The following is a 25,094-nucleotide window of genomic DNA, read 5'->3' as shown; positions in this document are numbered from 1 at the left end:
CAAGTAAAATGATGGCGGTGATACTGAGCATGTTGTTATTAACGGCTTGCTCTACCCCAGATGTGTCTTTGTACGCTAAAAATGAACCGAAGTTTGAATTACAAACTTTTTTCTGGGCCTTTAACCGCGCATGGTATCTTGAAAAACCGCAGTGGTGAGGTGATTCGTTATTTCAATGCCACTCTAGAAGGAAGTTGGGAGAACGGCGTTGGGACGTTGGCTGAAGTGTTTGTGTTTGATGATGGTGAAGTTCAAAATCGTACTTGGACTATGACACCGAATGCAAAGGGCCAGTATACGGCAACAGCGAATGATGTGATTGGTTCTGGTGATGTAAAAATCGCAGGAAATGCATTGTTTATGAATTATGTTTTACAGGTTCAATACGACGGAGACCTAATAGAAGTTAATGTGGATGATCGTATGTATATGGTCAAAGATGGCGTTGTTATCAATGAGTCTGTGATGACAAAGTTTGGTGTTGAAGTCGGTTATCTTTCTATTGTGATTGCAAAAGTAACCGACTAATGGACCTTGTTTGTGATAATTTTTAAACATCCTAGCATAAAATGAATAATGCTTAAGGTGCTTTATTACTGGCTCTCATAGAGATTTAAGTCAAATATTCGATGTTATATGCTATATATAAAGGACTGCTTGGAGCGGTCTTTTTTTATGGGCGCTTTTATGTATTCTTGTCGCTATTCACAATTAACAGGCAAAGCCTTTGCATACAATTGGAGTTTTATCTTGATGATTCATAAATGGAGGGATGTGTCGGTATGTTTGGCGACGTCAGGGCAATAGCGTTTATTGAAAAAAGGTATTATTTTTTTGCGGGTTACTCTCCATATTCCTCAGTTTTCTCCTCTTTGCCACAGGGCTTCTATGTTTTTTTGTTAAATGACTTAGATAAACGAACCGATATGGCAAAAAATGCTTTGTCAGAGCACATGGAAAGTATTTTTGCCGAATTGCAACAAGTGGCGGATAACAGCGCTTTTGTTTGTGAAAGAGCTGATGTAGACCGTTTGCGTCGTGCTACTTTTTACTCTCCTATTTTTAAAGAGTTTGGTCTTTTCAATGCTGACTTTAAGGTGTATTGCTCCAACCTTGGGGCCATCAATATTTCCATATATAAATCCATTGTGTCCCGTATAAAAGACAGTAAAGATCGTAAAACGGTGTCGTTAATGGATTCTAATACCTTGGGCGAGTCAACTTTTTTTGCTTTCTACCAAAGGTCTGACGGGCTGGGTGTTAATGGCTTAGCGCCGCCAAGCAGTTTTGCGATGACGGTGGATCAAATATTGTTGCCTGATTATGCTTACGAGTTAACACTGGGCAAGCACGTGCTGTTCTCAAACCGAGACCATATTGTTTCAGATCTGTTAGAAACGAAAAAAGAGACACTTGATGACTGGGCAATCGAATTAGAGGTGCTTTTAACAACCGACTTATACTGGAGCCGTTTGGTGTCACTGTTACCTTGGATCTTTGTGTGTTGGGTGCTGCTGTCTATTATCCTCTGTACAGGCTATTTTACCATTGCTTATTACCGACGTTCTCTAAGGCACTGCGTTAAACGCGCCATTAAAAATAATGCCATGGAGGTGTATTTTCAGCCTATTGTATCGCTGAATGTTGATGGTCAGTATGAAATGGAAGCACTGATTCGGTGGCGCTCTGTTTATCATGGTCAGGTTTCTCCTCTGGTTATTGTTGATATGGCGGATCGACTAGGCCTGATTGATGAACTGACTTGGATGGTGATTCGCAAAGTCGGTGATTTTTATCGCGAGTACCCTTTACCGTTAAATGATATTAATATTTCGGTGAATGTAGACAGGCACAGCTTACTTAGAGAAACTTTTGCGCCGAGTTTGGCAGGTATCCTTGACGAGTACCCTGAGCTGAAAGGCCGGTTAGGACTTGAGGTGACAGAAACCAGTGCCTTAGATGCCATTGATCTGCCTATTATGGTAAGCCGATTTGAACATATCAAAGCGCTAGGCGTTCATCTGTCTGTGGATGATTTTGGTACCGGTTATGCGGGATTGGATTTCTTGCGTCGCTTCCCTTATGACACGTTAAAGTTAGACCAAATATTTATTGCGAGTTTGAAAGACGATCAATTTACCCGCCAGATACTGACATCTGTGACTAAGTTGGCAAAAGAGTTAAACATGAAGTTAGTCGCAGAGGGCGTTGAGCGAGAGGATCAGCTCAATGCGGTCAGAGAGCCTCGGGGTTGATAGGGTTCAAGGGTATTATTTCTGCAGGCCGTTGCCCAAAGAGCAAGTGATTTCCTGGATTGAAGAACACGTTATAAAATGAGACAGGACAGCACATGATTGTAATACGGTCAGGCATCTCTTACTCTCTACCGCTCTTTTTTTGTGTATAAGGTTTTATATTATGGCGACGTTAGTTTTCCGACTGAAATATGTGCCAGATGAAGAAGCGAATGATATTCGTCAATTATTAACCGATCATGAGATCGCCTTTTATGAAACGTCTGCTGGGCGCTGGCAAGTGTCCATGGCTGGGTTGTGGGTAAAGGACAAGGAGCAGGCCGCAAAAGCGTTAGCGCTTATACGAGAAGATCAAATAGCACGTGCCCAAACTATGCGACCCATTTCGGTTGGGCAGTGGGTGTTAGGCTACCTTCAGCATGCGCGTCAAAATCCAGCAGAAGCTTTTTTTACTTTGATTGCCATAGTGTTAATTCTGGGTCTTTCTATTATGCCTTTTACGCTTTGGCTATAAGGACAATGTCACTCGCTTAAATGGCTTCGTTCAAAGGCTTTGTCAATAACGCGGCTTTACGTTGTACTCTTGCGCTGATTAATTGCACGTTAATGGCACTGATGATCACAATTAACATACCAAATAAGCTTAATAGGTCGGCATGGGAAGAGTGAATACTCTCGGTCCACCAACCAACAGCGACACAAAATTCTGTCAGTATGAAAGCCATAACGGGGGTCAAAGCAACGGAAGCACTGACTTGTACGGTTTGCCAGTAACGCATAGCTTGGGCAAATGCGCCATACGCGACCAACGTATTTAGACAGCAAAAAGCCGCAATCCAGGCATCGTCTGCGGACATGTTTACTAGTTCGCTGGGCGATGAAAATGGCAGCATAACAAGCAAGGCATAAACATAAATTGCCAATAAAATGTTTGTCGGCGCGAGTCGTTTGAATAAAGATTTTTGCAGTAAAGCATACAGAGACCAGGCTGCGGCAGACAGTTGAACAATGGCGAATCCAACCCAAATAGAGCCCTGACCACCTTGTCCAAAAATAGGATGAAAGAACACCAACATCCCTATTCCTATTCCGACAAAACACAACCATTGCTGCCAGTTTATGCTTTCTCTTAGAAAAAATAATCCACCCAAAGCGAGGAATAAAGGAGCAACCTGAAAGCTTAATTGTGCCGAGCCCGGTAATAAAAAGTCTAAGCTCCATGCGAAACTAGTGTAGTTAATAATCAAAAATGTACCTGCGGCAAAAAGCCGTAACCAGTCATGTTTAGATAAAAATTTGAATTCTTCCAGTTTACCACGTTGCCATTGCCATAAACCTAAAATGATACCCGCCACTGAAAAACGTAACCAAGTTAACGTAATAGGATCGGAAAAACTGCCAGACAACTTTAGCGCAATAGGTAGCATTCCCCAAAAGAGCACAGTCACAGCGCTAAAAAAAAGACCGTACAGAAAAGTCTGTTTAGCAGTGGGCATGATAATAGCCTTATAAAACGAGAGAAAATCAGAAAAGTCATATTGGCTTTCCTTAGGGATTAAAGCCAATGCATAATAGTTCTAATCATTATGCATAAATCGAGATTTACCTATGATTCCTAACTCTCTACAACATTTGGATCTCAAATCCTTGACTGGGCTTTTATATTTATTAGAAGAGCGTAATGTCGGACGTGCCGCGAATCGTTTGTATTTGAGTCAATCTGCCATGAGTCGCTTACTGAATCGATTGCGTGATGCCTTTAATGACCCTTTGTTTCTTCGTACTTCAAAAGGCATGGTGCCAACGTCAAAGGCATTGGCGCTAGAAGCACCTTTAAAGTTGCTATTGGAGCAGATGGCTGGACTCGACTCACCGCCAGATTTTCAACCACAGAGTAGCAATCGAGTGTTTCGTTTACAAACTACCCATTATCAAGCACAAGCTTATGTACCTTCGATAGCAGAACGCTTTTATCAAGAAGCGCCATTTGCTTCTTTGGAAACGACTACCATTACGGAAACCAGTTTGATCAGTCAAACGGAACATTCGGTCGATGTCGTTTTGTGTAGTGAATACATTGAAATTCCTAATACATACCGTAAGGTTTTATTAGGCCATGAAAAATTCCGCTGCATCATGTCGAATAATCACCCGCTCGCCAAGCAAGAGCATATTAGTCTGGATGAATATCTGAGCTTCTCTCATGTACTGGTGAGCATGGGAGGAACTCGACGAGCGGTGAGTGACCTAGTGTTAGGAGAGAGGCCCATGAACGCCGCTTTGCCTTTCGTACGCCTTATTTTTTGTCGGCATTAGAAACGGTTGGGCGAACGTCATTGTTGATCAGTACCAGTGGTTTGCTGGCGGATCGCTTTTGTGAACAATTTAATCTTACAATGAAACCATTACCTGTTGCCTTTCCAGACTCCAAATACTTTGTAAGCTGGCCTAAAAGTATTGAGAAAGACCCTGCTGTAAAGTGGTTTAGAACGCTCATTGAAGATGTTGCAAAAACATTAATTCCTTATCCAGAGCCGTAATATTCTAGAGCGATGATGTATCCGTAGATTTAGTCCAAGCTAAGAAATTCGGTTATACTCGCATTTTGGTTTGAAATAATGGCATTATTGTGGTCTTAAAAAGCAAGAATACGAAGAGCAAACGCACCAACAAGTTAGAACTTCATCCTCGCAACCCGCATCGAGCACGCTATGACTTTGCGTTATTGGCTGACTCCTGTCCGGAACTTTCAAACTTCATACAACTGAATCAATACGGCAATGAGTCCGTCGATTTTGCTAATCCCAATGCGGTTAAAACCTTAAACCGCGCCTTGCTGAGCCATTTTTACGGTGTGGCGTTTTGGGATATTCCGCCGGGCTATCTCTGTCCACCTATTCCAGGGCGTGCGGACTACATTCATTATCTGGCAGACCTGCTAGCGGCTAGCAATAACGGGGTTATTCCACGAGGAAAAGCAATAAAAGTCTTGGATGTTGGTGTGGGTGCTAACTGCGTGTATCCCATTATTGGTCATCAAGAATACGGTTGGCAGTTTGTAGGTTCAGACGTTAACCCTATTGCTGTGGCGACATGCGATACAATTGTGAAATCCAATGCTTGTTTAAAAGGCGCGATAGTGGTGCGGTTGCAGACGCAAGCTGACAAATTGTTTTCCGGCGTGTGGAAAGAAAAAGACCGTTTTGATTTGACCTTGTGTAATCCACCTTTTCATACCAGTGAGTCGGCTATGATGGATGAATCCCAGCGTAAATGGCGTGGTGTAAAAGGCAAAATAACAACCGCAAAACCTGCGCTAAATTTTGGTGGCACGTCTGCAGAACTTTGGTGTGATGGCGGTGAGGCAGGGTTTATCTCTCGAATGATTCAAGAAAGTGTGCAATACGCGGACCGTTGTTTTTGGTTTACCTCTTTAGTCGCACGTCAGGCGAATTTAGAAACGATTTATAGGACTTTAAAACAGGTTGGTGCTCGTCAGGTGAAAACGATTGATATGGCGCAAGGTCAAAAAATTAGTCGATTCGTCGCCTGGAGTTTTCTGGGGGACGATCAAATCGACTATTGGAAAGACAATTATTGGCAAAGCTGATGCCAGTTAGACATGACAAACGTAGGTTTGCCATGTCATTTGCTTAGTCAAAGTGCGGAGGCGATTTCGGCCGCTAAACGTGCGTTGTTAAACACCAATTGAATGTTGCTTGCTAAACTGTCACCGCCGGTTAATTCTGCAACACGTGCTAGCAAGAATGGTGTGGACTCTTTTCCAGCCACGCCTTGTTCTTCCATTTCTAGTAATGCTTGATTAATTGCTGCGTCAATAGTGGCTTTATCCATAGCAAATTCTTCAGGAATAGGGTTCGCGATAATCGCGCCGCCGTGTAATTCCATCGCCCATTTTGCCTTAATGAAATGGGCAATTTCCTCAGCTGAGATCATATTATAATCGACCGTTTGGTCACTTTCTCGGGTGTAAAAAGCAGGCAAGGTATCTGTTTTGTAGCCCAATACGGGGACACCCTGAGTTTCTAAGTATTCACGGGTTAGCGCAAGGTCAAGGATGGATTTTGCTCCAGCACAGACAACGGCAACATTGGTTTTTGCCAGCTCTTGCAAATCCGCAGAAATATCAAAGGTTTGCTGTGCACCGCGATGAACACCACCAATACCGCCAGTGGCAAATACCTTAATGCCTGCCATGGCTGCAATAATCATCGTAGCCGCTACCGTTGTCGCGCCATGTTGTTTCTTAGCCACGACATAGGGCAAGTCACGACGTGAGCACTTGGTGACGGATAAACCGGCTTTCGCTAAGGTGTCTATTTCATCGTTACTTAATCCCGCTTTTAGGCGGCCATCAATAATCGCGATGGTAGCAGGCACGGCACCATTATCACGAATGATTTGCTCTACTTTTTTGGCGGTTTCCGCGTTCTGTGGCCACGGCATACCATGAGAAATAATAGTGCTTTCTAGCGCTACAACGGGTTTTCCTGCCGTAATCGCTGCGGCAACATCTGGGTGTATATCTAAATATTCATTCATTGTTTTTCTATCCATTGGGTGACCGTTTGAACCGTTAGTTCTGGGTTGTTGGCATGAGGGCTTTCTAATGTCATAGCTGCACAAGCGAGAGCAAAAGACAGCGATTGATTTAGATTCATGTTTTGTTGACAAGCACTTAAGTAGCCGGCGAGTAAAGCGTCTCCAGCACCTGTGTCGCTAACGGCTTGAACTGGATAGCACGCTTGTCTAATCGTGTGCGTGCTGTCTGCATAAAGCACACCTTGCTTGCCTAGACTAAGTAAGACCTCGCCCACTCCTGCGCCAATCAAGGCTTTTGCTAGCGTTTCTGGATTGGTTTCTGCGCAACCAAGAATGGCCCTAGCTTCATCCTGATTGGCTTTGAGTAGGGTTAATTTTGGCAGTATTGCTTGTAAACGTGGTGCTTTAGCGGTGGAAACTGCATCCGCAATAAAGCGTGCTGATAGGGGCTGTTGAGCAAGCCAAGCAATGATGCCAGCGGGCAAGTTGGCATCGATAATAATACGATGAGCACTTTGTAACAGTGCCTGTTTGCTACTGAGCTTTTGTTCCTCTAGGCTGTCGATAATGCGCATGTCTGCAATAGCGGCCAGTAAGGTACCATTACTATCATTGATGGCAAGATACGTGCCTGTGGGCAAAGTTTCGTGACGTAAGACGTTGTGAGTTTCAACACCGCTTAAGCGTGTTTGCTCGATGAGCCAATCGCCGCGTTGATCTAATCCAATAGGCGCAATTAGGTGTACGTGTTCACCTAGACGGGCTAGATTTTCGGCAATATTTCGCCCAACACCACCTGGACTTTGGCTAATGGTGCCTGGATTTGAATCGTGTGAGTGTAGGTTTTTGTCGCTATGGCCGTTGATGTCCACATTGGCACCACCCAAAACGACATAAGTGTTTTGCTCAGCAAGCAAATAGCCCTTTCCTAAGATATACCCTTGTCGAGTCAACTGCATGATATGACCAGCAACGGACTCTCGACTCATATTGAGTCGGTTTGCAATAGCTTGTTGTGACGCAAGCGGATCGCTTTTTATGGCTTGATAAACACGATATGTTTGATCTTTCATAAGCTAAATAACAAAAGTTTAAATGAATAACTTATGTTATTATTTGCGTAAATACAAGATCGTTTATGAGAATATGGCATACAATTTAAATACCCCCTATTATCTGTGAATATGCGTGTGCATTGTCCCTAATGCTTAGTAGCCTAGGTCATTAGCATCAAAGAGGTTTTAGAGTGTTGAAAAGCTTTCAAGCACGACTGATCATGTTTGTTTTAATACTGCTTGCGCTGGCGCAGTTGGGCACGGCTTTGGCTGTATTGTCATCGTTAAAAAAGACAATTACAGGCAGGGGGTTGATTCGATCGATGTCTCGCGCAAAGTATTTGATTTATTACTCGAAGCGCGCGCTGAGCAGTTGACCAAAGGTGTTGAAATATTAACGTCAGATTTTGGTTTTAAACAAGCCGTTGCAACACGAGAAACAGGCACATTACAATCAGTATTGCAAAATCATGGTGCCCGTATTAACGCTGACATTTCACTGCTGGTTTCGCCTCGAGGTGAGGTCATTACCGTTACTCAAGAAATTGAAATGAGTAATACCATCTCTGAACTGGTATTGTCTGCTCGTCGGTCAGGTGGGGCGTCAATCAGTACTATGATCGATTTTGATAATCGAGCTTACCAGTTGGTTTTGGTGCCAGTGAGGCTCTCAATGTCATTGCCTGGGTGGGCATGGCTTTCTCGTTAGATCAGGTTTTGGCGGAACAAATCAAAAACGTCACAGGGCTAGATATTAGTTTTGTTTACGAGACCAATGATGAAGAAAAGTTGGCTGGCTTTTCAACATTGCCAACCGATGAGAAGGTAAGGCTATTTAATAGTATAGGCGACATTAACGATGTTCTTGAGTATCCCATTTTCTCTAATGATGAAAAATATTTGTCTTTGGGGGTGGATTTAGGTATTCCAACACAATGGGGTATTATTCACCTACCTTATGGACCTTGGTTAGAAAGCTACAATAATACCCGTAGTCAGCTTATATTGATTTTTACGGGGGTATTGGCGCTGGCCTTATTATTTGGTGTGGCGTTGGCTCGAAATATGACCCAGCCGATTGGACGTTTAGTGGAATATGCATCGCAAATCGGTCGCGGATCCAGCAAAGAAAGTATTGAAGCGCCATCAGTATCTGGTGAGTTTGGTGTGTTGTCTAACACCATGAAAGTCATGCAAGAATCGATTATTAATCGTGAAGAAGAACTGACTTATCGGGCATCTCACGATCAACTGACGGGGTTATTTAATCAAAGTGCCGTTGAGCATTATTTAAGTGAAGCCTTGCCAAAAACCACAGGCGCTTTGGTGTTACTGAATATTCGCCAGTTTAAGCAAATTAATAATATGCTGGGCTTTGATGTTGGTAATGTTTTGTTGTCGAAAATGGCTGAGCGCCTTCAACAATACTGGAAAAAAGACGCCCTAATGTTGGCACGGATGAGTGCGGATAAGTTCTTAGTGATTTCCAACAAAGACATAGCTTGCCAAGATTGCAGTGATTTGAAGCGTTTTTTACATGATGAGTTCGAGGTGGAAAAAGGCTCTAGTATTCGACTGGATATTAGTATTGCGGTACTGCCTTTTGAATATGCGACGGCCAGTGTGAATAGCGCCATGAGGCGGCTGGATATTGTTGCTGACAAAGCACGAGAAGAGAGCGAGCTTTGTGTGTTTTATAAAGAGGGCCAGGATGAAGATCATCGCCGTAGACTGATGATCATTCGAGATTTGCCTATTGCGCTGGAAAGCAATCAGCTGTTTGTCGTTTATCAGCCTAAGGTTGGAGGGGCATTAAATGATTGTCATGAAGCGGAAGCGCTGATTCGATGGGTTCATCCCGAACTGGGTTTTCTCCCGCCCGATGAGTTTATCTCTTTGTTAGAGCATGCCGGTAACATACAGGTGCTCACTAAATGGGTACTGAATACGGTATTATCACAACTGAGCCAATGGTGGGCACAAGGGCACGAAATTCGTGTTGCGGTCAACTTATCTGCTCATGACCTTGTAGATGAAGAGTTACCTGAGACGGTTGCTAAGGCATTAAAAACGTACGGTTTACCTGAACGTGCTCTGGCTCTTGAAGTCACCGAAAGTGCGGTAATGAAAGATCGAGTGAAAGTGATTGGGGTACTGAAAGCCTTGCAAGAAATGGGTATTCATCTGGCTATTGATGATTTTGGTACAGGTCAATCTTCTCTGTCGTATTTGCGTGAATTGCCGGTGAACGAAGTAAAAATTGATCGAGCCTTTATTCAATACATTGATACCAACAAGGGTGATGAGTTCATCACCAAAGCGACCATTGAACTGTCCCATAGCTTGGGCTTTCAAGTGACGGCGGAAGGCGCTGAAAATGCGGAAGGTGTGGCGCTCTTAAATCAATATCATTGTGATAAAATTCAAGGCTACTTTTTTTCTAAGCCCTTGGTTGCAGAAGAGTTTTATAAATGGCGTGAGGCATTTCACTCGCGTTAACCCCTAATCAATCTTACACGCTGTTAATGTGAGGTTTATTTCAATATGTTGCTTTTGATACGGATGGCATTGCTCTTATTGTTGGTGGTAGGTGTCACACTTTTTGGTATTGTGTTTTGTCTACTGACGCTATGGTCGAAAAATCGTGTGTATTATTTAGGTAGAGTGTTTGCTCAAGTGGGTACCTTTATTTGGTTTATCGGTTGAAGGTCGAGTGGCGGAGTCCACAAAAAACATTCCTCAAGCGGTTTATGTGGCGAATCATCAAAATAATTTTGATTTATTCACTCTCGCTGTAGTGGTCCCTAAAGGTGTGGTGACGGTAGGAAAGACCAGTTTACGCTGGATTCCATTTTTTGGCATTTTGTACTGGGCCAGTGGTAACTTCCTGATTAATCGAGAAAATCGACGACAAGCGATTGCCACTATTGATCAAATCGTCTCTAGTATGACCAAAACTGGATTGTCTATCTGGATGTTTCCAGAGGGCACTCGCAGCCGAGGACGTGGCTGGTTACCTTTTAAACGTGGTGCTTTTCATGCGGCAGTCCAAGCAGGTGTTCCTATTGTTCCTGTTGTCTGTAGCAGCACTCATGGTCAAGTACATTTGAACCGCTGGCATAATGGCAAGGTGCTGGTTGAAATGCTACCTCCCATTGATACCTCAGGATTACAAGAGACCGACGTGGTAGGTTTGATGAAGCAATGTGAGCAACAGATGCAGGCAACCCAGCAACGATTGGATCGCGAACTCCTGCGTGCTCACTAAGCGTTAATGGCTATTTTGCTCAATGGCTTTGTCTAAGTACTTCTGTAAATCTCGTACGCTTGGATGTGTATCCGGTAGATCTTGTGTTGCCCACTCTGGGTGCTGTTGCGCTTGTTTCCAATATGGCTTTAGCTGAGCGATTAGGTCGTCATTTTGTGTCTGAGTGTTGAGTTCATAGGCTTGTTGCGTCGCGTGACCACGCTGATGTAGGTGATGAATGGCACTTAATCCTCGTAAGCACAGTAGCGTTAGTGTGGCGTGATCAAGACACAGATAGTAGCGGTTGGTCAGTTTGCTTTTCAGTGTGTCTTTGTAATGCCTCCCTGTTTTCCATGTGGCGCCAAGTAAGGCGCCAATCGTTGTGGCTGTTCCAAGCGTTAATCCTGCCGACATCACATCAATACCAGCGCCAATTGCTGCGCCTGTTAGCGCGCTGGTGCCACTTTCGATTCCCCATTCTTTAAGCGTCTCTTTTGCAAATATATCTTGCTGCCAGCGGTCATTTTGAATGGCTAATGGCGTAGCGATTAAGTCTTCTTCTTGGAATTCATAAAGACGCAAAAGTTGACGGATAAAACGATTTTCTAGTGAGCGTACGTTGTCTTCAAAAGCACGTGATTCATTGTCAGCCAGGGGATAACTCGAGCATTCAAGACGAGTGCTGGCCGCTTTTAACATTAACTCGGCTAATTGACGGCTGGCCATGGTTTTGCGTAATTGAGCGGCTTCTTCTCGAGATTGAATAAGCTGAGCAATGGTGTCGTAGTCTTCTGGCATTAAACTTTGAATACTTTGGTAAAGACGTTTTTCATCTTCAAAGTAAAAGGCCACCGTGTCGTATTTTATGACGGCGTGCAAATGACGTTCTGCTAATACTTTGCGCCAAGCATCTGTATGCGCGCTGGCTGTCGCACTGAAATTCAAAATAGGAATAATGGGTTTATTGGCGCTGGCCAGCAAGGTCAGTTCATCAAGGTATTTGCCTAACGGTGCTTGGCGAATATCAATGACGTATAAGATGATATCGGCTTTAGTAAGTTGTTTTAGAATTTTCGCTTCTTGTTCGAATTCGTCTTGGGCAAATTGGCTGTCGCAAAAGGGCTGTAGCCAGTCCGCACCTTGGAAAGATTGAAATCTGGGCGAGTGGCGAATTTGCCAAAGACCAATTGAATCTTCAAACCCAGGCGTATCGGTCAATGTCATGACCGATTGCTGACCGATCTTTATTTTGACACTTTCCACATGTCGAGTGGTGCCCGCTCTATCGTTAACCTCGCCAAAGTCCTGACGGCGTAACAAAGTACGAATCAGCGATGTTTTGCCTGTGTTTGCGTGGCCAACCACTAAAAGGGAAATTGACACGGTTTAGTCCTTTTTCGAAAGAAGCGTTGAAGGCAGACTTGTTTCTCTGGCAAGGCGTTGCCAATCTTCGACAAATCTGTCCTTGCCGTTATCTAATATCACCATCACGACAGCAGGATACCTCATGCGGGCTTGGGAGAAAAAGCGTCTTACCCCGCGGTCTGGGCTTTGTCTGCCATTGACCAAGATATAAATTGGCTCATCACTGGATAAGGTTAAAAATTGATTTTGCTCTTCTCGGCTGTTTAACAAGGACACAGAGCGTGCGTTGCTTAACTCATCGGGTTTGGCGTCACTCCACTCGAACAGAGCTCCAGCGCGTGTTATCTGAAAGTGTGCCATTGTGTGTCGCGTCGGTATGGATGCTTTTGCTTGTGTCTTTATGATCGTCTGCATCCAAAATATGTCGATTGTGACTTTCTTGTTGTTGGTAACGATTTTGGATGATTTTTTCTTGTGTACTAAGCGGCCGTGTTGCGCGTGTAATGTGATACATACTTAGGCAGAGGATGGTGAATACTAGCCGTGGTAAGACGCCATAAAACATAATGCTTGCGAGCAGGAAATTGGCCCAATGTTGTCTTGTGATGGCCGTTTGTGACACGAGATCCACTCGGCTTGCGAGAATATCAAGCTGGTTTGGTAGTGCGATACCAAACCACTGGGGAGGAGGCTTAATGTCTGTGTTAATTGAATAAAAGCGTCATCGCTTAATAACGTCGTTTCCCAGACAAAATTAACTTGATTGGTGAGCAATAACAATAAAGTCATCAACCAGCCAGCTAATAGATAGCAGCCCCATGCAGCATGGGAAAGACTGCCAATTAGCCATTTATTCGAATGTGTCGGGCATTGCCAGTGTAGGTAGGCTTCACTTATATCTTTATTGATGTGTGAGTGTTTACTGATTTTTTTGTTAAAGAAAATCAACAGGCTTAGCAGTATCCCCTTACTGTTTGTATGTTGTCTCATGGTGGCCATCATGGTGACACACCACACAATAAAGTTCAGTGCGTGAAAGCCTAGCAAAATAATGAACAACCAGAAAATGTTCACTTGATCGCTTTGGTTCGTCACAAAGGCTGGTGGTACTGCCACCAACCCTAAGATCATGGACGCCATCAGTACGGCAAAAATAGTACGATTGAAATAGCGCTTTAATTGCCTCAATTGTGCTAAATAGCTTGTCGGTTTGGGAGACGTTTCTAAGTCTTTAAGTGCATCCGTTAAGCTATTTGCCTGCGCAGAGAGTCGAAACTCAGTATGAGATTCTAACCAAGCCGCTAGAGCGAGTTTTGCACTGGGTGTTGGAAAAGTCATGCTATGGAATGCTCTTTTCAAGGGTTTTATTAGGAGTTTTTTCTAACAAGCGGCTTCTCCTTTAAACGATTTTGCTTTACTTAGTAGTGTGTTTTAAGTGAAAATTTTTCACTTATCATTCAAATAAAATTAACAAAGACAATGAGTTAGTTATATTTTGAGTTAGATCAATAAAAACGTATTAATACGTTATTTAGTTCAGTATAAATGTAGGTAATTGTTAAACCGCATTGCTCAGTGAGTGCCAGTAATTCTATCATGGCTTATATGTTGTAAAGCGATAGTTTTTGTTAGGAGACAAAGCAATGCGTTTAAATTCTATTAGAGTAAAAAGCTCACTACCTGTTTTGATCATGAGCATCACATTCATCATTGCATCCGCGTCTATGGGGTACATAATCAATCAACTTAATGGTGCTTTAAATGCACATGCAGACTCTTACGGAAAAGCCTCTGCCGTTATTCTGAATGCGGACCGAGATCTTTATCAAGCCAAGCTGGCTGAACAGCGTATTGTGGTTGGTGTGGGTAATCTGATCGATGAAGAAAAGGATAGGGTTGAAAACGCCCAACAGGTGAAAGATAGGTTTAATTTATTTCGTCAGTATTTAGCGAATGAGCCACAAGTTTTTCAGGCGTTTGGCGAATTTGAGAGGGCTTTCAATACTTGGCTAAATGCGTCCAACGCTTTTGTGGCTTTAAAACCTGGTGATTCAGGATTTGATGCGGCAGAGCAAAAAGCCAATGCTGACTTTCAGGCATTAAGAGGCATGCTGGATAAAGCTGGTGAAGCGGTCAATGCTCATGCAGACCTATCGAAAAAGCGCATTAAAGAACAAGTTTCTGTCTTTGAAGAGTTTGCGGTAGTTATCGTCCTTTTGGGTTTACTTATCGCGGCTTGGTTTAGCTACAGAACACCAAAAACGCTCGCTAATCAGGTACGTTATTTAGGGCAACGCATTCGTGAAATATCGGAGGGCGATGGCGATTTAACTCAACGTATTAAGTTTTCGACTGACGATGAGCTAGGTGATCTTGCCAAAGAGTTTAATGACTTTGTTGGCCGTCTAAGAGGGATTATCAGTAATATTCACAAACAATCAGATGCCTTGGGTGATATGACAGGGCAGCTTAATAATGTTGCCAAACAGACGTCAGGAATTACGACTGCATTAGCGAATGCGTCAGCTTCCATTGTCAGTGCTGGTCACCAAATGGATATGTCCAATCAACAAATGGCGACAGTAGCGCGTGATACTGCCGATGAGGCGAAGAATTCTAATAATTTGACCCAAAGTGGTATGGCCGCAGTCAATAAATCTCAACATGCCATTACAACGCTAGTGGCAGATATCGAGCTTGCCCTTGGTCGCTCTGGTCAGTTGCAAAAGAGTTCAGAAAGTATCGCCTCTGTTTTGGAAGTGATTCGTAATATCGCCGAACAGACTAACTTGTTGGCACTGAACGCTGCAATAGAAGCCGCTCGTGCAGGTGAGCAGGGTCGAGGCTTTGCTGTGGTTGCGGATGAAGTTCGTACCTTGGCAACCCGTACCCAAGACAGTACCAATGAAATTGAAGGCATGATTGAGCAGCTTAAGATTAATGTGTCTGAGTCGTCTAAAGCGATTCAAAATAGTCGTGATAACGCTGAATCTACGGTTACCAACTTTGGTGAAGTGACTAAAATATTTAATGGTATACAGGCATCATTTGCAAAAGTTCAAGAAATGGCGGCTCAGACCGCGCAGGCTACTCAAGAACAATCTATTGTTTCCAATGATATCAATCGCAACATGGTGTCGTTGAAAGATCAGACTGATTCCATTCAATCTGTATCTGATTTACTAGCTCAGCAAGCGAAAGATATTACTCAGTTGTATAAAGGATTAGATCAGCAAGTAGGCAGCTTTAAGGTATAGCACCGACGGAAAGCGTGCTCCACAGACAAAACCGTTTATCGAGAGATAAACGGTTTTGTCGTTTTACGCTTTGACAAATGGGGAGAGATCAGGAGATTCTTTTTAGCGGCAATGGCGCCGCGGTTTTTACCGAGCGAATAGCAAAGTGGCTTTGAATGTCTTTGACATGAGGTAAGGACTGTAAGGCTTTCAGAATGCGTTCGTAATCTTGTAAATCGACGGCCACCACCTCTAATCGATAATCCGCAATGCCAGACACAAGATGCGCGCTAATGATGTCTTCCATCTCCAAAATCGCCTTCTCAAACACAATGTGTTTATCGCCTGCGTGGCTTTTCAAACGCACTTCCACAAACACCGTCATGGAGAATCCTGCCTTTTGACGATCAATGCGAGCGTGATAACCCTCGATCACACCAGAGTCTTCCAATTGCTTCACGCGGCGTAAACAAGGCGAGGGCGATAAGTGGATTTCCTCCGCCAATGCCACGTTAGTCAGACGTCCGTCTGATTGCAGATGAGAGAGAATATCTAGGTCTGTTTTATCCATATTGGCACACTTAGTAATTTATAGAATCGAATTGAGTGTTATATGCTAAAAAATATCCTTTCTTGAGGGTAAATAGCAAGGACATGCTCGCGGATGAGAGCAGATAATAAAGCTATCGATTTCCCGCGAGGTGGTTATGCCGCAAACAGTCTCACAACACACATCATCCATGTCCGCTCAAGAGCCGCCAAAATACAAACAATACGCCACTGGCTGGGGCTTTCGCCTTGGTCTATTAGCTGCCTTGGTGAGTATTTTGATTTGGGCTTCTTGGCTGGTCAGTATGCGTGCTGGTATGACCAACACCTTGACTGCCTTTGATTTAGGTATACTGCGATTTTCTCCGCCAGCATTATTACTGTTTCCTTTCTTATGGCGCGCTAGAAGTCCAAGTAAAAGCCGTTTCTCCCATACTTTTGCTCGGTATCGTTTGTGGTGCAGGCTTACCGTTTTTCTACCTAAGTGCCACCGGTTTGACATACGCGCCAGCATCTCACGCAGGTTTATTGATTCTTGGTGCCTTTCCCTTCTTCGTAACCTTGTTGGCCGTGCTTTTTTATCAAGAAAAAGTCAGCCGTGAACGCAAGATTGGGTTGAGCTTCGTTTGTGCAGGCGTGGTGGTTTTATTCAGCTTGTCGCTGCTTACTGCGCCTGAGAACACCTGGAAAGGCGATTTATTATTGCTTGCTGCTAGCTTCTTTTGGGCTGTGTATACCGTGAGTCTGCGTATCGCTGGTTTACCGCCTTTGGTATCAACAGCGTTGATGGGCTTGGTATCCTTGATCGCGCTGGCGTTTTTATGGGCAACTGGATTAGCTTCCAGCGGCTTAGCGAACGCCTCTTGGGATATGTTGGCAGGGCAAATTTTTGTGCAAAGTATACTCGTTGGTTTGATGACAGGGTTCTCTTACGGTTACGCCATCCAAAAACTCGGCGCTGAAAACATGGCCGCCATCGGCGCCTTCACCCCAGTACTCGCCGCACTCATCGCCATTCCAGTACTTGGCGAACATCTAGAAAACTACTCCATCGCCGGACTCATCTTCGTCAGCATCGGCGTCGTTATTGCCAGTGGGATTTTTAAGAAGCGGTAGTTCATTTAGGATCATGTTTTTTATGATCTATAAAACACGCTTTTAATACACGCTACTGAACTGCCTATCTTTTGTGATCAAGATAGGCAGTTTTTTTATGCCTATTTTTCTTAAGTCGCAAATTTCTAAAAAACTGTACAGAAAAGCTTCACTTAATTTATTTTTGTGTCATTATACGGGAATATAGTTTTAAAGTATTCCGTATTGCGGAATATTGGTCGGTTTTACTGTTTTCTACACTCTGACAGTAAACGATCAAACGAAAATAATAAGTATAAAAAGCAGTTAATGGGATTTCCCATTCAGTTTTTAGAGGTTTTACACCATGAAAAAAATAATAAAGTGGATGTGGAAGATTATTGACGTACTGATCACAAGTATTTTGGCTGTGATGGTGGTACTGGTCTTTACTAATGTGGTTCTGCGTTATGGTTTTTCATCCGGTATACGTTCATCTGTTGAACTATCGCGGTTAGGTCTTGTTTGGATTGTTTTGTTGGGAGCTGCCGCTGTGTTACGTCGGGGGGAGCATCTTGCCGTAACCGAATTTTCTGAGCGTTTTTTCCCGTCTGCCGTGCCGATTTTAAACCGACTTATTTGGTTGGTTATTCTCATTTCATCTAGCATGTTATTCATTGGTGCGTTAAATCAAACCTTAGCCAATTGGCATAATATTTCTCCTTTAACCGGTTTACCGTCGGCATTATTTGCCCTAGCTGGGGTGATTTCAGGTTTGTTGATTGGTCTGATTTCTCTGGTTCGAATCTTTAATCCTAGCTGGTTATTGGAACAGGAGGATGACGAATGACACTTTTTATTTTTCTTGGTGTGTTGATCTTATCTATTTTACTGGGCCTGCCTGTTTCTTTTGCTTTACTGCTGTCTTCTATGGCGCTAATGCTACATATGGATTTGTTTAGTGCGGACATTCTGTCCCAGGCACTGATTGGCGGTGTAGACAGCTTTACCTTGTTGGCGATTCCTTTCTTCTTGATAGCAGGGGAAGTGATGGCGACAGGCGGTCTTTCTGAGCGTATTGTGCGTCTTGCCAATACCTTTGTTGGTCATCGTAAAGGTGGACTGGGCTATGTCGCAATTTTCACTTCTATTTTATTAGCCGGTTTGTCTGGTTCAGCGGTAGCAGATGCGGCTGCCTTGGTCAGTATCCTCTATCCAATGATGAAGAAAGCCAATTATCCAGAAGGCTCATCCATCGGCTTGTTGGCGTCTGGTGGCATTATTGCCCCAGTTATACCACCGTCTATTCCGCTCATTTTGATTGGTGTTGCGGGTGGTATTTCCATTAAAAACTTGTTTATTGGCGGTATTATTCCTGGCTTGTTAATGGGTGTGACACTGGTGTTTCTATGGAGTTTTATTGTCCGCAAAGAGAATTTGACACTACAGAAAAAAGCCACTGTAAAAGAGAAAGTAGCAGCGTTAAAAGACGGAATCTGGGCATTGTTTCTTCCGATTATCATTTTGGGTGGTATTCGTTTCGGTATATTTACCCCAACAGAAGCCGCGGTTGTCGCTGCTGTGTACGCTATTTTCGTATCCGCTTTTATCTATAAAGAGCTGAGCTTCAAACGTTTGTATTACGTACTGGGTCGGGCAGGGCGTTCTACAGCGATGGTGATGTTTTTAGTTGGGTGTGCCATGGTCGCTGCATGGTTGATTACTGTGGCACAACTTCCTCAACAACTGGCTGAAATTCTAGCCCCTATGATAGACAACCCTCGTTTGTTAATGGCAGTGATCATGTTGCTGGTTTTCTTAGTGGGTATGGTGATGGATTTAAGTCCAACCATTTTAATCCTAGTTCCGTTGTTAATGCCCATCGTCAAAATGGCGGGGATTGATCCGGTTTACTTTGGCTTAATGTTTGTTATTAACACCTCTATTGGTCTGATTACGCCTCCTGTTGGTACGGTTTTAAATGTCGTGTGTGGCGTGTCTCGAGTCTCTATTTCTACCTCTGTGAAGGGGATTTTACCCTTCATAGGCGCTTATGTTTTGCTGTTAATACTCTTCATAGTATTTCCCAGCATCATCACTGTTCCGATGAAATTTATTATTGGATAACCCAAGGAGAAAATAATGAAAACAATAAAAAGATTATTTAAAGGTGTTGGTCTGGTATCCGTTGTTTCCTGTGCTGTTTTATCAACTTCAGGTTTTGCGGAGACGACACTAAAGTTAGCACATGCCGCTCCAGAGTCAGATCTGCAGCAAGACATGTCAGTGTTTTTTAAGAAAGAAGTGGAAGCTCGAACCAATGGTGACGTCAAAGTTAATATTTTTCCTCAGGGTCAGCTTGGTAATGATGAGCAAATGATTCAGAGTACTCGATTTGGCTTAGTCGATTTCTCTATTGTTGGGCTGAATAACTACTCAGGCCTTTTACCTGAATCGGCTGCATTTACCTTGCCTTTTATGTTTCCTGATCGCCAAACTGCTTACAAAGTGTTAGATGGAGAGGTAGGTCAGTCTGTCTCTAAACAAATGGAAGCCTTTGATTTAAAAGGTCTAGGTTATCCAGAAAATGGCTATCGTAATGTGACCAATAGCCGAGGGCCAATTCGTACTCCCGCTGATGTAAAAGGCTTACGTATGAGGGTCAATAATTCTAAAGCCTTAAACGATATGTTTAATATGTTAGGTGCGAATCCGGCCCAAATTCCGGTTTCGGAGCTCTATACCGCACTAGAAACAGGTGTTGTTGATGCACAAGATCATCCTATCGGCGTGACTTTGTCTTTTAAGTTTTATGAAGTGCAGAAATTCTTAAGTTTGACTCAACACGCTTATTCGCCTCTTGCCTTTACGATGAACTTAAAGTCCTTCAATAAATTAAGCCCTGCGAATCAATCGATTATCACGCAAGTAGCGCAGGAAGCTGTTGAGATGCAGCGCAAGCTGAGTATTGAAAAAGAAGATTCTATGATTGCTCAATTGGAAAAAGATGGCATGAAAGTCAACCGAGATGTCGATGGCGCGGCTTTCCAGCAAGCCGTTAAGCCTGTTTGGGATGCCTTTATTAAAGAGCATGGTGACAAAATGATCAACGATATTTTAGCCGCATCAAAGTAGTCATAAAGCCTTGGCTCGGTGCTTTCTATTCGTTTAAGTGCCGAGTCTAGAGGCGTTTTAAATAAGCTAGAAAATCCTTATATGCAGATTATTTTTCGAGAATCATCATGTATCAGACATTAAAAGAAAGAGTATTGAAGGCCAATTTACAGCTACCTGAATATGGCTTGGTGACCTTTACATGGGGCAATGTGTCAGAAATTGATCGAGACAGAGGTGTGATTGCGATTAAGCCGTCTGGTGTGGAATACAGTGCAATGACGGCCGACGATATTGTCATCATTGATCTTGATGGGAGACGCCTTGAAGGGAGTTTGAATCCATCGAGTGATACCGCAACGCACATAGAACTTTATAAAGCGTTTCCAACTATCGGCGGTATTGTTCATACCCATTCGCGCCATGCGACTATATGGGCGCAAGCAGGATTAGATATTCCTGCCTTAGGCACGACTCATGCGGATTATTTTTATGGTGATATTCCTTGCACCAGAATGTTGACGGCCGATGAGATTGCAAATGATTACGAGAAGAATACTGGCTTTGTCATCATTGAGGAGTTCCAACGACGAGGCATCAATGAAGTGGCGGTTCCTGGTGCCATCATTTCTGGTCATGCGCCTTTTTCTTGGGGTAAAGACGCGTTTGATGCGGTGCATAATGCCGTGGTGTTAGAAGAAATCTCTGCGATGGCAATTGGAACCCGAGCGTTGAATCAGCAAATAAAAGTACAAGACGAACTACTGAATAAACACTACATGCGTAAGCATGGTAAGAATGCTTACTATGGTCAAAAGAAGTAGAGATTATGTATAAATTATTGGCGCTTGATTTAGACGGCACTGTGCTGAAATCTGATCGTACTATTAGTCCTATTTTGATTGATAAAATCCGCATTTTAGCTGAGAGTATCCCGATTCTAATAGTAACAGGACGTCACCATACGACAGCGAGGCCTTATTATCAGCAGCTAGGGCTGACAACACCGATCATTTGCTGCAATGGTACCTATATTTACGATTATCAAAATGAGCAAGTGCTAGAACACAATGCTTTGCAAAAAGATGTGGCAAAACAGTTTGTTTCACTTGCAGCAGAGCATGATTTGACGACAGTTATGTATGTTACTAATGCCATGCTTCACTCGAAATATCGTCCTTTGCCATATGTGGAATCGTTATCTGAATGGGCAAATTCCTTTCCAAGAGAAAATCGTCCGCAAATACATAAAATTAACGATTTTCATCACGAAATTGAACATCACCCTCATGTGTGGAAATTTGTTGTTGAAGGTAAGAGGGCCGATCATTTTGCTGGATTACCTTTTGTGCAGCAGCACTTTAATGGGGAATATTCTTGGGCAAATCGAATAGATTTTGCTCGCATTGGCAACACCAAAGGTACCGCCTTGGCTAAGTACCTAGAAGGAAAAGATATTCTAGCTGAGCAAGTCGTGGCTGTCGGTGATCATCATAACGATATTTCTATGTTGATGTTGGCTGGAATGGGCGTTGCTATGTTGAATGCTGATGAGGCTATACAGCAGCTAGCGGATAGAGTCACCGCAGCAACAAACGATGATGATTGGGTATTGGCGGACTTAATAGATCAGCTTTTTCTGTCTGAAGGAGAAGACCGATGAATTATTTTATTGGCTTAGATTCTGGTGGTACCTTCATGAAAGCCGCTTTGTTAGACAGTAACGGTCAACAAATAGCCATTGCAAAAGTGTCTGCGAAAGTGCTTAACGAGCAACAAGGCTGGGTAGAGCGTGCCCTAGACGATTTATGGAGCGATGCGAAATCCGCTATCGTTAAACTGCTTCAATCCGTTGACATTGCGGCTGCTGATATAAAAGGCTTAAGTATTTCAGCCCAAGGAAAAGGAGTGTATCTGTTAGATAAAAAGGGCGAGAATTTACGCAATGGTATTATCTCGTCGGACTCCAGATCCCTCGGTATCGTGAAAAAGTGGCAAGAAGACAAAATCCCTGAAGCTATTTACCCAATGACATTACAAACCTTATGGACAGGGCACCCTGTTTCCATTGTTCGCTGGTTAAAAGACAACGAAGAGGAAAACTATCGTCAGATCGGTGCTATTTTGATGGCGCATGATTACCTACGATATCGTCTGACAGGTAACATCGCCGCTGAATTAACCAATATATCAGAGAGTAATTTCTTTAATGCTACTAGCGGTGAATATGATCCTGAATTGCTGAGAATGTTTGGTATTGAAGAGGTGTTTTCTGCGCTCCCTCCGATCATTAAACCAGATGAGCTTGCCGGCTATGTTACTCAAAAAGTGGCGGAAGAAACGGGTTTAGAGGCTGGTACTCCGGTGTTTGGCGGCTTGTTTGATGTGGTTTCGACCGCGATTTGCTCTGGTATTAATGCGAATGAGAATACCCTTAATTATGTGACAGGTACTTGGGCTGTGACCTCAGGTATTGCGACTGGTATTCCTTCTGAATCAGACATAAAAGAGTCAAATTACAACTATGTGTATGGTCATTATGTCTTAGATAAGCAATACATCATACATGATGCCAGTCCAACCTCGGCAAGCAATTATGAGTGGTTTCATGATTACCTAGGCAAGGATGGTGAAATAGATCATCAGACTAATCAACAGCTGGTCTCTGAGTTACCCGCTGCCGCTAGCGAGCTATTTTTTGTGCCTTTCCTTTATGGTTCTAATATGGGCCTGGGTATTAAAGCAGGCTTTTATGGCTTACAAGCCCATCACACAAAAGGTCATTTGATTCAGGCTATTTGGGAAGGAATCCTGTTCTGTCATAACCTTCATTTAGATCGTATGCGTGTCCGTTTTCCTCGTGCTTCTGTTCTTAGAGTGACTGGAGGGACGACGACTTCTGAGGTGTGGATGCAAATGCTTGCGGACTTAACGGGGATGTCGGTGGAAATTCCTAGTATTGAAGAAACGGGGTCTTTAGGTGCGGCTTTGATGGCCATGGTTGGTGTTGGTGAATACGCTAGTATTGAATTGGGCTTAGCAGCAATGAACATTCAGACGAAACGAATAGAACCAAATCCACGCCACTATCACGCTTACCAACACAAGTATCAGCGCTATTTGCAATTGGTTAATCTATTTAAAGAGTTCGAGAGCAAAGCATTTGAAAGTAAACAGTTTGAAAAAGCCTAATTAAAATGTTCATTATTGAAGGAATCGCTATGACTAAACCTTTATTGCAGGTCGCATTAGATGCCACTGATATACAGACAGCGATGGCATCTGTAGAAAATATTGCCGATTATGTGGATGTTATTGAAATAGGTACTATTTTGGCATTCGCTCATGGAGTGAAAAGTGTCACTTTGCTGCGCGAAAAATACCCTCAACATGTTATTGTTTGTGACATGAAAATCACCGACGCTAGTGCTATTTTAACGAAAATGGCATTGGCGGCAGGAGCTAATTGGGTCACTGTGAGTGCAGCGGCACACATAGAGACCATTCGCGCCGCGTATAAAGTGGCTGAAGAATGTTCTGGTGAAATTCAAATTGAGCTATATGGCCACTGGACATTAGAGGATGCTAAGGATTGGGTTGATATAGGCATTACACAAGCTATTTATCATCGCTCAAGAGACGCTGAATTAGCGGGCGTGACATGGACGCAAGAAGATCTAATAAAAATGAAAGCGTTATCGGATTTAGGCATCGAATTATCTATCACGGGTGGCATTGTGCCCGAAGATTTGTATCTGTTTAAAGATCTTAAGGTGAAGTCTTTTATCGCAGGCCGTGCATTGGTCAGTGAAGAAGGTCGATCGATTGCTGAATCCTTCCATAATGAAATTAAAAAATATTGGTAGGTATGAATGAGTGAACAAATAAAGTCACTTCTAAAATCGTTAAGTGTATTGGAGTTTTTAGGTCAATTTCCCAATGGCGCCTCATTGCAGACGATTGCAAAGCAAACAGGGATGACCAAGTCATCAGCCCACCGCATTCTTTCAACATATGAAAGTGCGGGCTATGTTACTCAGCTATCCAGTGGTCGTGACTATCGACTAACGATGAAGCTATTGCATGTGGGGCAGGTGGCGTTAAATTCAGATGTGACTGGTTTTGTGAAACCTTATTTAACGCAATTACTTGATGTCATTAATGAAACGGTAAATTTCTTGGCGTTTGATGGGGATAACATCCTTTTCAAGGACAAGTTAGAACCAAGCAATGCTTCGTTTCGTACGCGAACCTATATTGGATTGCATTCGCCAGCTTACTGTTCGGCTGCGGGTAAATGTTTTTTAGCTTTCGCCTCAGACCAGATACGCGAAGCTTACTGGCAGCGTAATCACAATACAATGCGACAGCTAACGGAAAATACAATCTTGGAAAAAGGCGCATTCTTTCAAGAGTTGGAACGAGTGAGAGAGCGAGGTTTTGCGATTGATGATGAAGAAAATGAAGCAGGTATTTCCTGCGTAGCCATTCCAGTTTTCAATAAAGATGGAATGCCCATTTACGCCATTAGTGTGTCATCACTGACGCCTAAGATGGCTCGATTAGGCTTTGATTCCTTGGCTGAGACGATAGCAAAGACCGCCAAGCTCATCGAGGCAAAACTATTTTGAGGTGA

General features: G+C 43.3%; 26 protein-coding genes and 1 pseudogene. 20 read left to right on the top strand and 7 right to left on the bottom strand.

The window, feature by feature from the left end:
- The first annotated feature begins 93 nt into the window (after positions 1 to 93).
- The 3 genes from ONZ52_RS07540 to ONZ52_RS07530 all read left to right on the top strand — a co-directional run bounded on the left by ONZ52_RS07540 (position 94) and on the right by ONZ52_RS07530 (position 2,769).
- Positions 94 to 528: a DUF3833 domain-containing protein gene (locus ONZ52_RS07540; protein ID WP_265218047.1), complete on the top strand. Its 435-nt coding sequence runs from the start codon at positions 94 to 96 to the stop codon at positions 526 to 528.
- Positions 529 to 926: 398 nt separating this feature from the next.
- A complete protein-coding gene (locus ONZ52_RS07535; protein ID WP_265218046.1) occupies positions 927 to 2,255 on the top strand; it encodes an EAL domain-containing protein in 1,329 nt (442 codons plus the stop codon).
- A gap of 163 nt (positions 2,256 to 2,418) precedes the next feature.
- Entirely contained in the window at positions 2,419 to 2,769 is a 351-nt protein-coding gene (locus tag ONZ52_RS07530) for a DUF6164 family protein (RefSeq protein ID WP_265218045.1), read from the top strand.
- Positions 2,770 to 2,785: 16 nt separating this feature from the next.
- Here ONZ52_RS07530 and ONZ52_RS07525 read toward each other — a convergent pair whose 3' ends face one another.
- Positions 2,786 to 3,751 carry a DMT family transporter gene (locus ONZ52_RS07525; RefSeq protein WP_265218044.1) on the bottom strand — a complete coding sequence of 322 codons (966 nt, stop codon included), beginning with the start codon at positions 3,749 to 3,751 and terminating at the stop codon, positions 2,786 to 2,788.
- Positions 3,752 to 3,863: 112 nt separating this feature from the next.
- Between ONZ52_RS07525 and ONZ52_RS07520 the strand changes: the two genes are divergently transcribed.
- From ONZ52_RS07520 to rlmF, 3 genes are all read left to right on the top strand, one after another.
- The gene (locus ONZ52_RS07520; RefSeq protein ID WP_265218043.1) at positions 3,864 to 4,571 is read left to right on the top strand and encodes a LysR family transcriptional regulator; all 708 of its coding nucleotides are present in this window, start codon (positions 3,864 to 3,866) and stop codon (positions 4,569 to 4,571) included.
- A gap of 20 nt (positions 4,572 to 4,591) precedes the next feature.
- Positions 4,592 to 4,795, top strand: coding sequence for a type 2 periplasmic-binding domain-containing protein (locus tag ONZ52_RS07515; RefSeq protein ID WP_265218042.1), 204 nt, complete (start codon positions 4,592 to 4,594; stop codon positions 4,793 to 4,795).
- A gap of 89 nt (positions 4,796 to 4,884) precedes the next feature.
- Positions 4,885 to 5,865 carry a 23S rRNA (adenine(1618)-N(6))-methyltransferase RlmF gene (rlmF, locus tag ONZ52_RS07510; protein ID WP_265218041.1) on the top strand — a complete coding sequence of 327 codons (981 nt, stop codon included), beginning with the start codon at positions 4,885 to 4,887 and terminating at the stop codon, positions 5,863 to 5,865.
- A gap of 47 nt (positions 5,866 to 5,912) precedes the next feature.
- Here the strand turns inward: rlmF and ONZ52_RS07505 are convergent, their stop codons facing one another.
- Together ONZ52_RS07505 and ONZ52_RS07500 are read right to left on the bottom strand one after the other, a co-directional pair.
- Positions 5,913 to 6,818, bottom strand: coding sequence for a pseudouridine-5'-phosphate glycosidase (locus ONZ52_RS07505; protein ID WP_265218040.1), 906 nt, complete (start codon positions 6,816 to 6,818; stop codon positions 5,913 to 5,915).
- Entirely contained in the window at positions 6,815 to 7,891 is a 1,077-nt protein-coding gene (locus ONZ52_RS07500) for a carbohydrate kinase (RefSeq protein ID WP_265218039.1), read from the bottom strand. Before ONZ52_RS07500 ends, ONZ52_RS07505 begins: the two co-directional genes overlap by 4 nt.
- Before the next feature lie 355 nt (positions 7,892 to 8,246).
- Between ONZ52_RS07500 and ONZ52_RS07495 the strand changes: the two genes are divergently transcribed.
- From ONZ52_RS07495 to ONZ52_RS07485, 3 genes are all read left to right on the top strand, one after another.
- Positions 8,247 to 8,582, top strand: coding sequence for a hypothetical protein (locus ONZ52_RS07495; protein WP_265218038.1), 336 nt, complete (start codon positions 8,247 to 8,249; stop codon positions 8,580 to 8,582).
- Positions 8,567 to 10,372: a GGDEF domain-containing phosphodiesterase gene (locus ONZ52_RS07490; protein WP_265218037.1), complete on the top strand. Its 1,806-nt coding sequence runs from the start codon at positions 8,567 to 8,569 to the stop codon at positions 10,370 to 10,372. Before ONZ52_RS07495 ends, ONZ52_RS07490 begins: the two co-directional genes overlap by 16 nt.
- Positions 10,373 to 10,541: 169 nt before the next feature.
- Positions 10,542 to 11,141: a 1-acylglycerol-3-phosphate O-acyltransferase gene (locus ONZ52_RS07485; RefSeq protein ID WP_265218036.1), complete on the top strand. Its 600-nt coding sequence runs from the start codon at positions 10,542 to 10,544 to the stop codon at positions 11,139 to 11,141.
- A gap of 3 nt (positions 11,142 to 11,144) precedes the next feature.
- On the opposite strand, the gene ONZ52_RS07480 is transcribed toward ONZ52_RS07485, so the two are convergent.
- The 3 genes and pseudogenes from ONZ52_RS07480 to ONZ52_RS25330 form a co-directional block, all read right to left on the bottom strand.
- A complete protein-coding gene (locus ONZ52_RS07480) occupies positions 11,145 to 12,503 on the bottom strand; it encodes a DUF3482 domain-containing protein (protein ID WP_265218035.1) in 1,359 nt (452 codons plus the stop codon).
- Between the two features lie 3 nt (positions 12,504 to 12,506).
- Positions 12,507 to 12,845, bottom strand: a complete 339-nt coding sequence (locus ONZ52_RS07475; RefSeq protein WP_265218034.1) for a DUF2868 domain-containing protein — start codon at positions 12,843 to 12,845, stop codon at positions 12,507 to 12,509.
- Positions 12,796 to 13,475: pseudogene (locus ONZ52_RS25330) on the bottom strand (DUF2868 domain-containing protein). Before ONZ52_RS25330 ends, ONZ52_RS07475 begins: the two are co-directional and overlap by 50 nt.
- 653 nt (positions 13,476 to 14,128) lie before the next feature.
- On the opposite strand from ONZ52_RS25330, the gene ONZ52_RS07465 reads away from it, so the two are divergent.
- The gene (locus ONZ52_RS07465; protein ID WP_265218032.1) at positions 14,129 to 15,742 is read left to right on the top strand and encodes a methyl-accepting chemotaxis protein; all 1,614 of its coding nucleotides are present in this window, start codon (positions 14,129 to 14,131) and stop codon (positions 15,740 to 15,742) included.
- Positions 15,743 to 15,830: 88 nt separating this feature from the next.
- Here the strand turns inward: ONZ52_RS07465 and ONZ52_RS07460 are convergent, their stop codons facing one another.
- Positions 15,831 to 16,292 carry an Lrp/AsnC family transcriptional regulator gene (locus ONZ52_RS07460; protein ID WP_265218031.1) on the bottom strand — a complete coding sequence of 154 codons (462 nt, stop codon included), beginning with the start codon at positions 16,290 to 16,292 and terminating at the stop codon, positions 15,831 to 15,833.
- Positions 16,293 to 16,385: 93 nt separating this feature from the next.
- Here ONZ52_RS07460 and ONZ52_RS07455 point away from each other — a divergent pair, with 93 nt between their 5' ends.
- From ONZ52_RS07455 to ONZ52_RS07410, 10 genes are all read left to right on the top strand, one after another.
- Positions 16,386 to 16,613: a hypothetical protein gene (locus tag ONZ52_RS07455; RefSeq protein ID WP_265218030.1), complete on the top strand. Its 228-nt coding sequence runs from the start codon at positions 16,386 to 16,388 to the stop codon at positions 16,611 to 16,613.
- A 95-nt stretch (positions 16,614 to 16,708) separates the two neighbouring features.
- Positions 16,709 to 17,386 (top strand): DMT family transporter, encoded by a 678-nt coding sequence (locus ONZ52_RS07450; protein WP_265218029.1) that lies wholly within the window; start codon positions 16,709 to 16,711, stop codon positions 17,384 to 17,386.
- 325 nt (positions 17,387 to 17,711) lie between these two features.
- Positions 17,712 to 18,194 (top strand): TRAP transporter small permease, encoded by a 483-nt coding sequence (locus ONZ52_RS07445; RefSeq protein ID WP_265218028.1) that lies wholly within the window; start codon positions 17,712 to 17,714, stop codon positions 18,192 to 18,194.
- The gene (locus ONZ52_RS07440) at positions 18,191 to 19,471 is read left to right on the top strand and encodes a TRAP transporter large permease subunit (protein WP_265218027.1); all 1,281 of its coding nucleotides are present in this window, start codon (positions 18,191 to 18,193) and stop codon (positions 19,469 to 19,471) included. Before ONZ52_RS07445 ends, ONZ52_RS07440 begins: the two co-directional genes overlap by 4 nt.
- Positions 19,472 to 19,486: 15 nt before the next feature.
- A complete protein-coding gene (locus ONZ52_RS07435; protein WP_265218026.1) occupies positions 19,487 to 20,479 on the top strand; it encodes a TRAP transporter substrate-binding protein in 993 nt (330 codons plus the stop codon).
- Positions 20,480 to 20,586: 107 nt separating this feature from the next.
- Positions 20,587 to 21,282 carry an L-ribulose-5-phosphate 4-epimerase gene (locus ONZ52_RS07430; RefSeq protein WP_265218025.1) on the top strand — a complete coding sequence of 232 codons (696 nt, stop codon included), beginning with the start codon at positions 20,587 to 20,589 and terminating at the stop codon, positions 21,280 to 21,282.
- Between the two features lie 5 nt (positions 21,283 to 21,287).
- Positions 21,288 to 22,121 carry a Cof-type HAD-IIB family hydrolase gene (locus ONZ52_RS07425; protein WP_265218024.1) on the top strand — a complete coding sequence of 278 codons (834 nt, stop codon included), beginning with the start codon at positions 21,288 to 21,290 and terminating at the stop codon, positions 22,119 to 22,121.
- Entirely contained in the window at positions 22,118 to 23,650 is a 1,533-nt protein-coding gene (locus ONZ52_RS07420; RefSeq protein WP_265218023.1) for an FGGY-family carbohydrate kinase, read from the top strand. Before ONZ52_RS07425 ends, ONZ52_RS07420 begins: the two co-directional genes overlap by 4 nt.
- A 29-nt stretch (positions 23,651 to 23,679) precedes the next feature.
- A complete protein-coding gene (locus tag ONZ52_RS07415; RefSeq protein WP_265218022.1) occupies positions 23,680 to 24,324 on the top strand; it encodes a 3-keto-L-gulonate-6-phosphate decarboxylase UlaD in 645 nt (214 codons plus the stop codon).
- Between the two features lie 6 nt (positions 24,325 to 24,330).
- Positions 24,331 to 25,089, top strand: a complete 759-nt coding sequence (locus ONZ52_RS07410) for an IclR family transcriptional regulator (RefSeq protein WP_111639086.1) — start codon at positions 24,331 to 24,333, stop codon at positions 25,087 to 25,089.
- Positions 25,090 to 25,094 lie beyond the last annotated feature (5 nt).

Source organism: Marinomonas rhodophyticola (genome assembly GCF_026113935.1).
GTDB classification, from domain to species: Bacteria; Pseudomonadota; Gammaproteobacteria; order Pseudomonadales; family Marinomonadaceae; genus Marinomonas; species Marinomonas rhodophyticola.
Note: the sequence above shows the minus strand (reverse complement) of the source record. Positions and strands in the feature narration are given on the sequence as shown.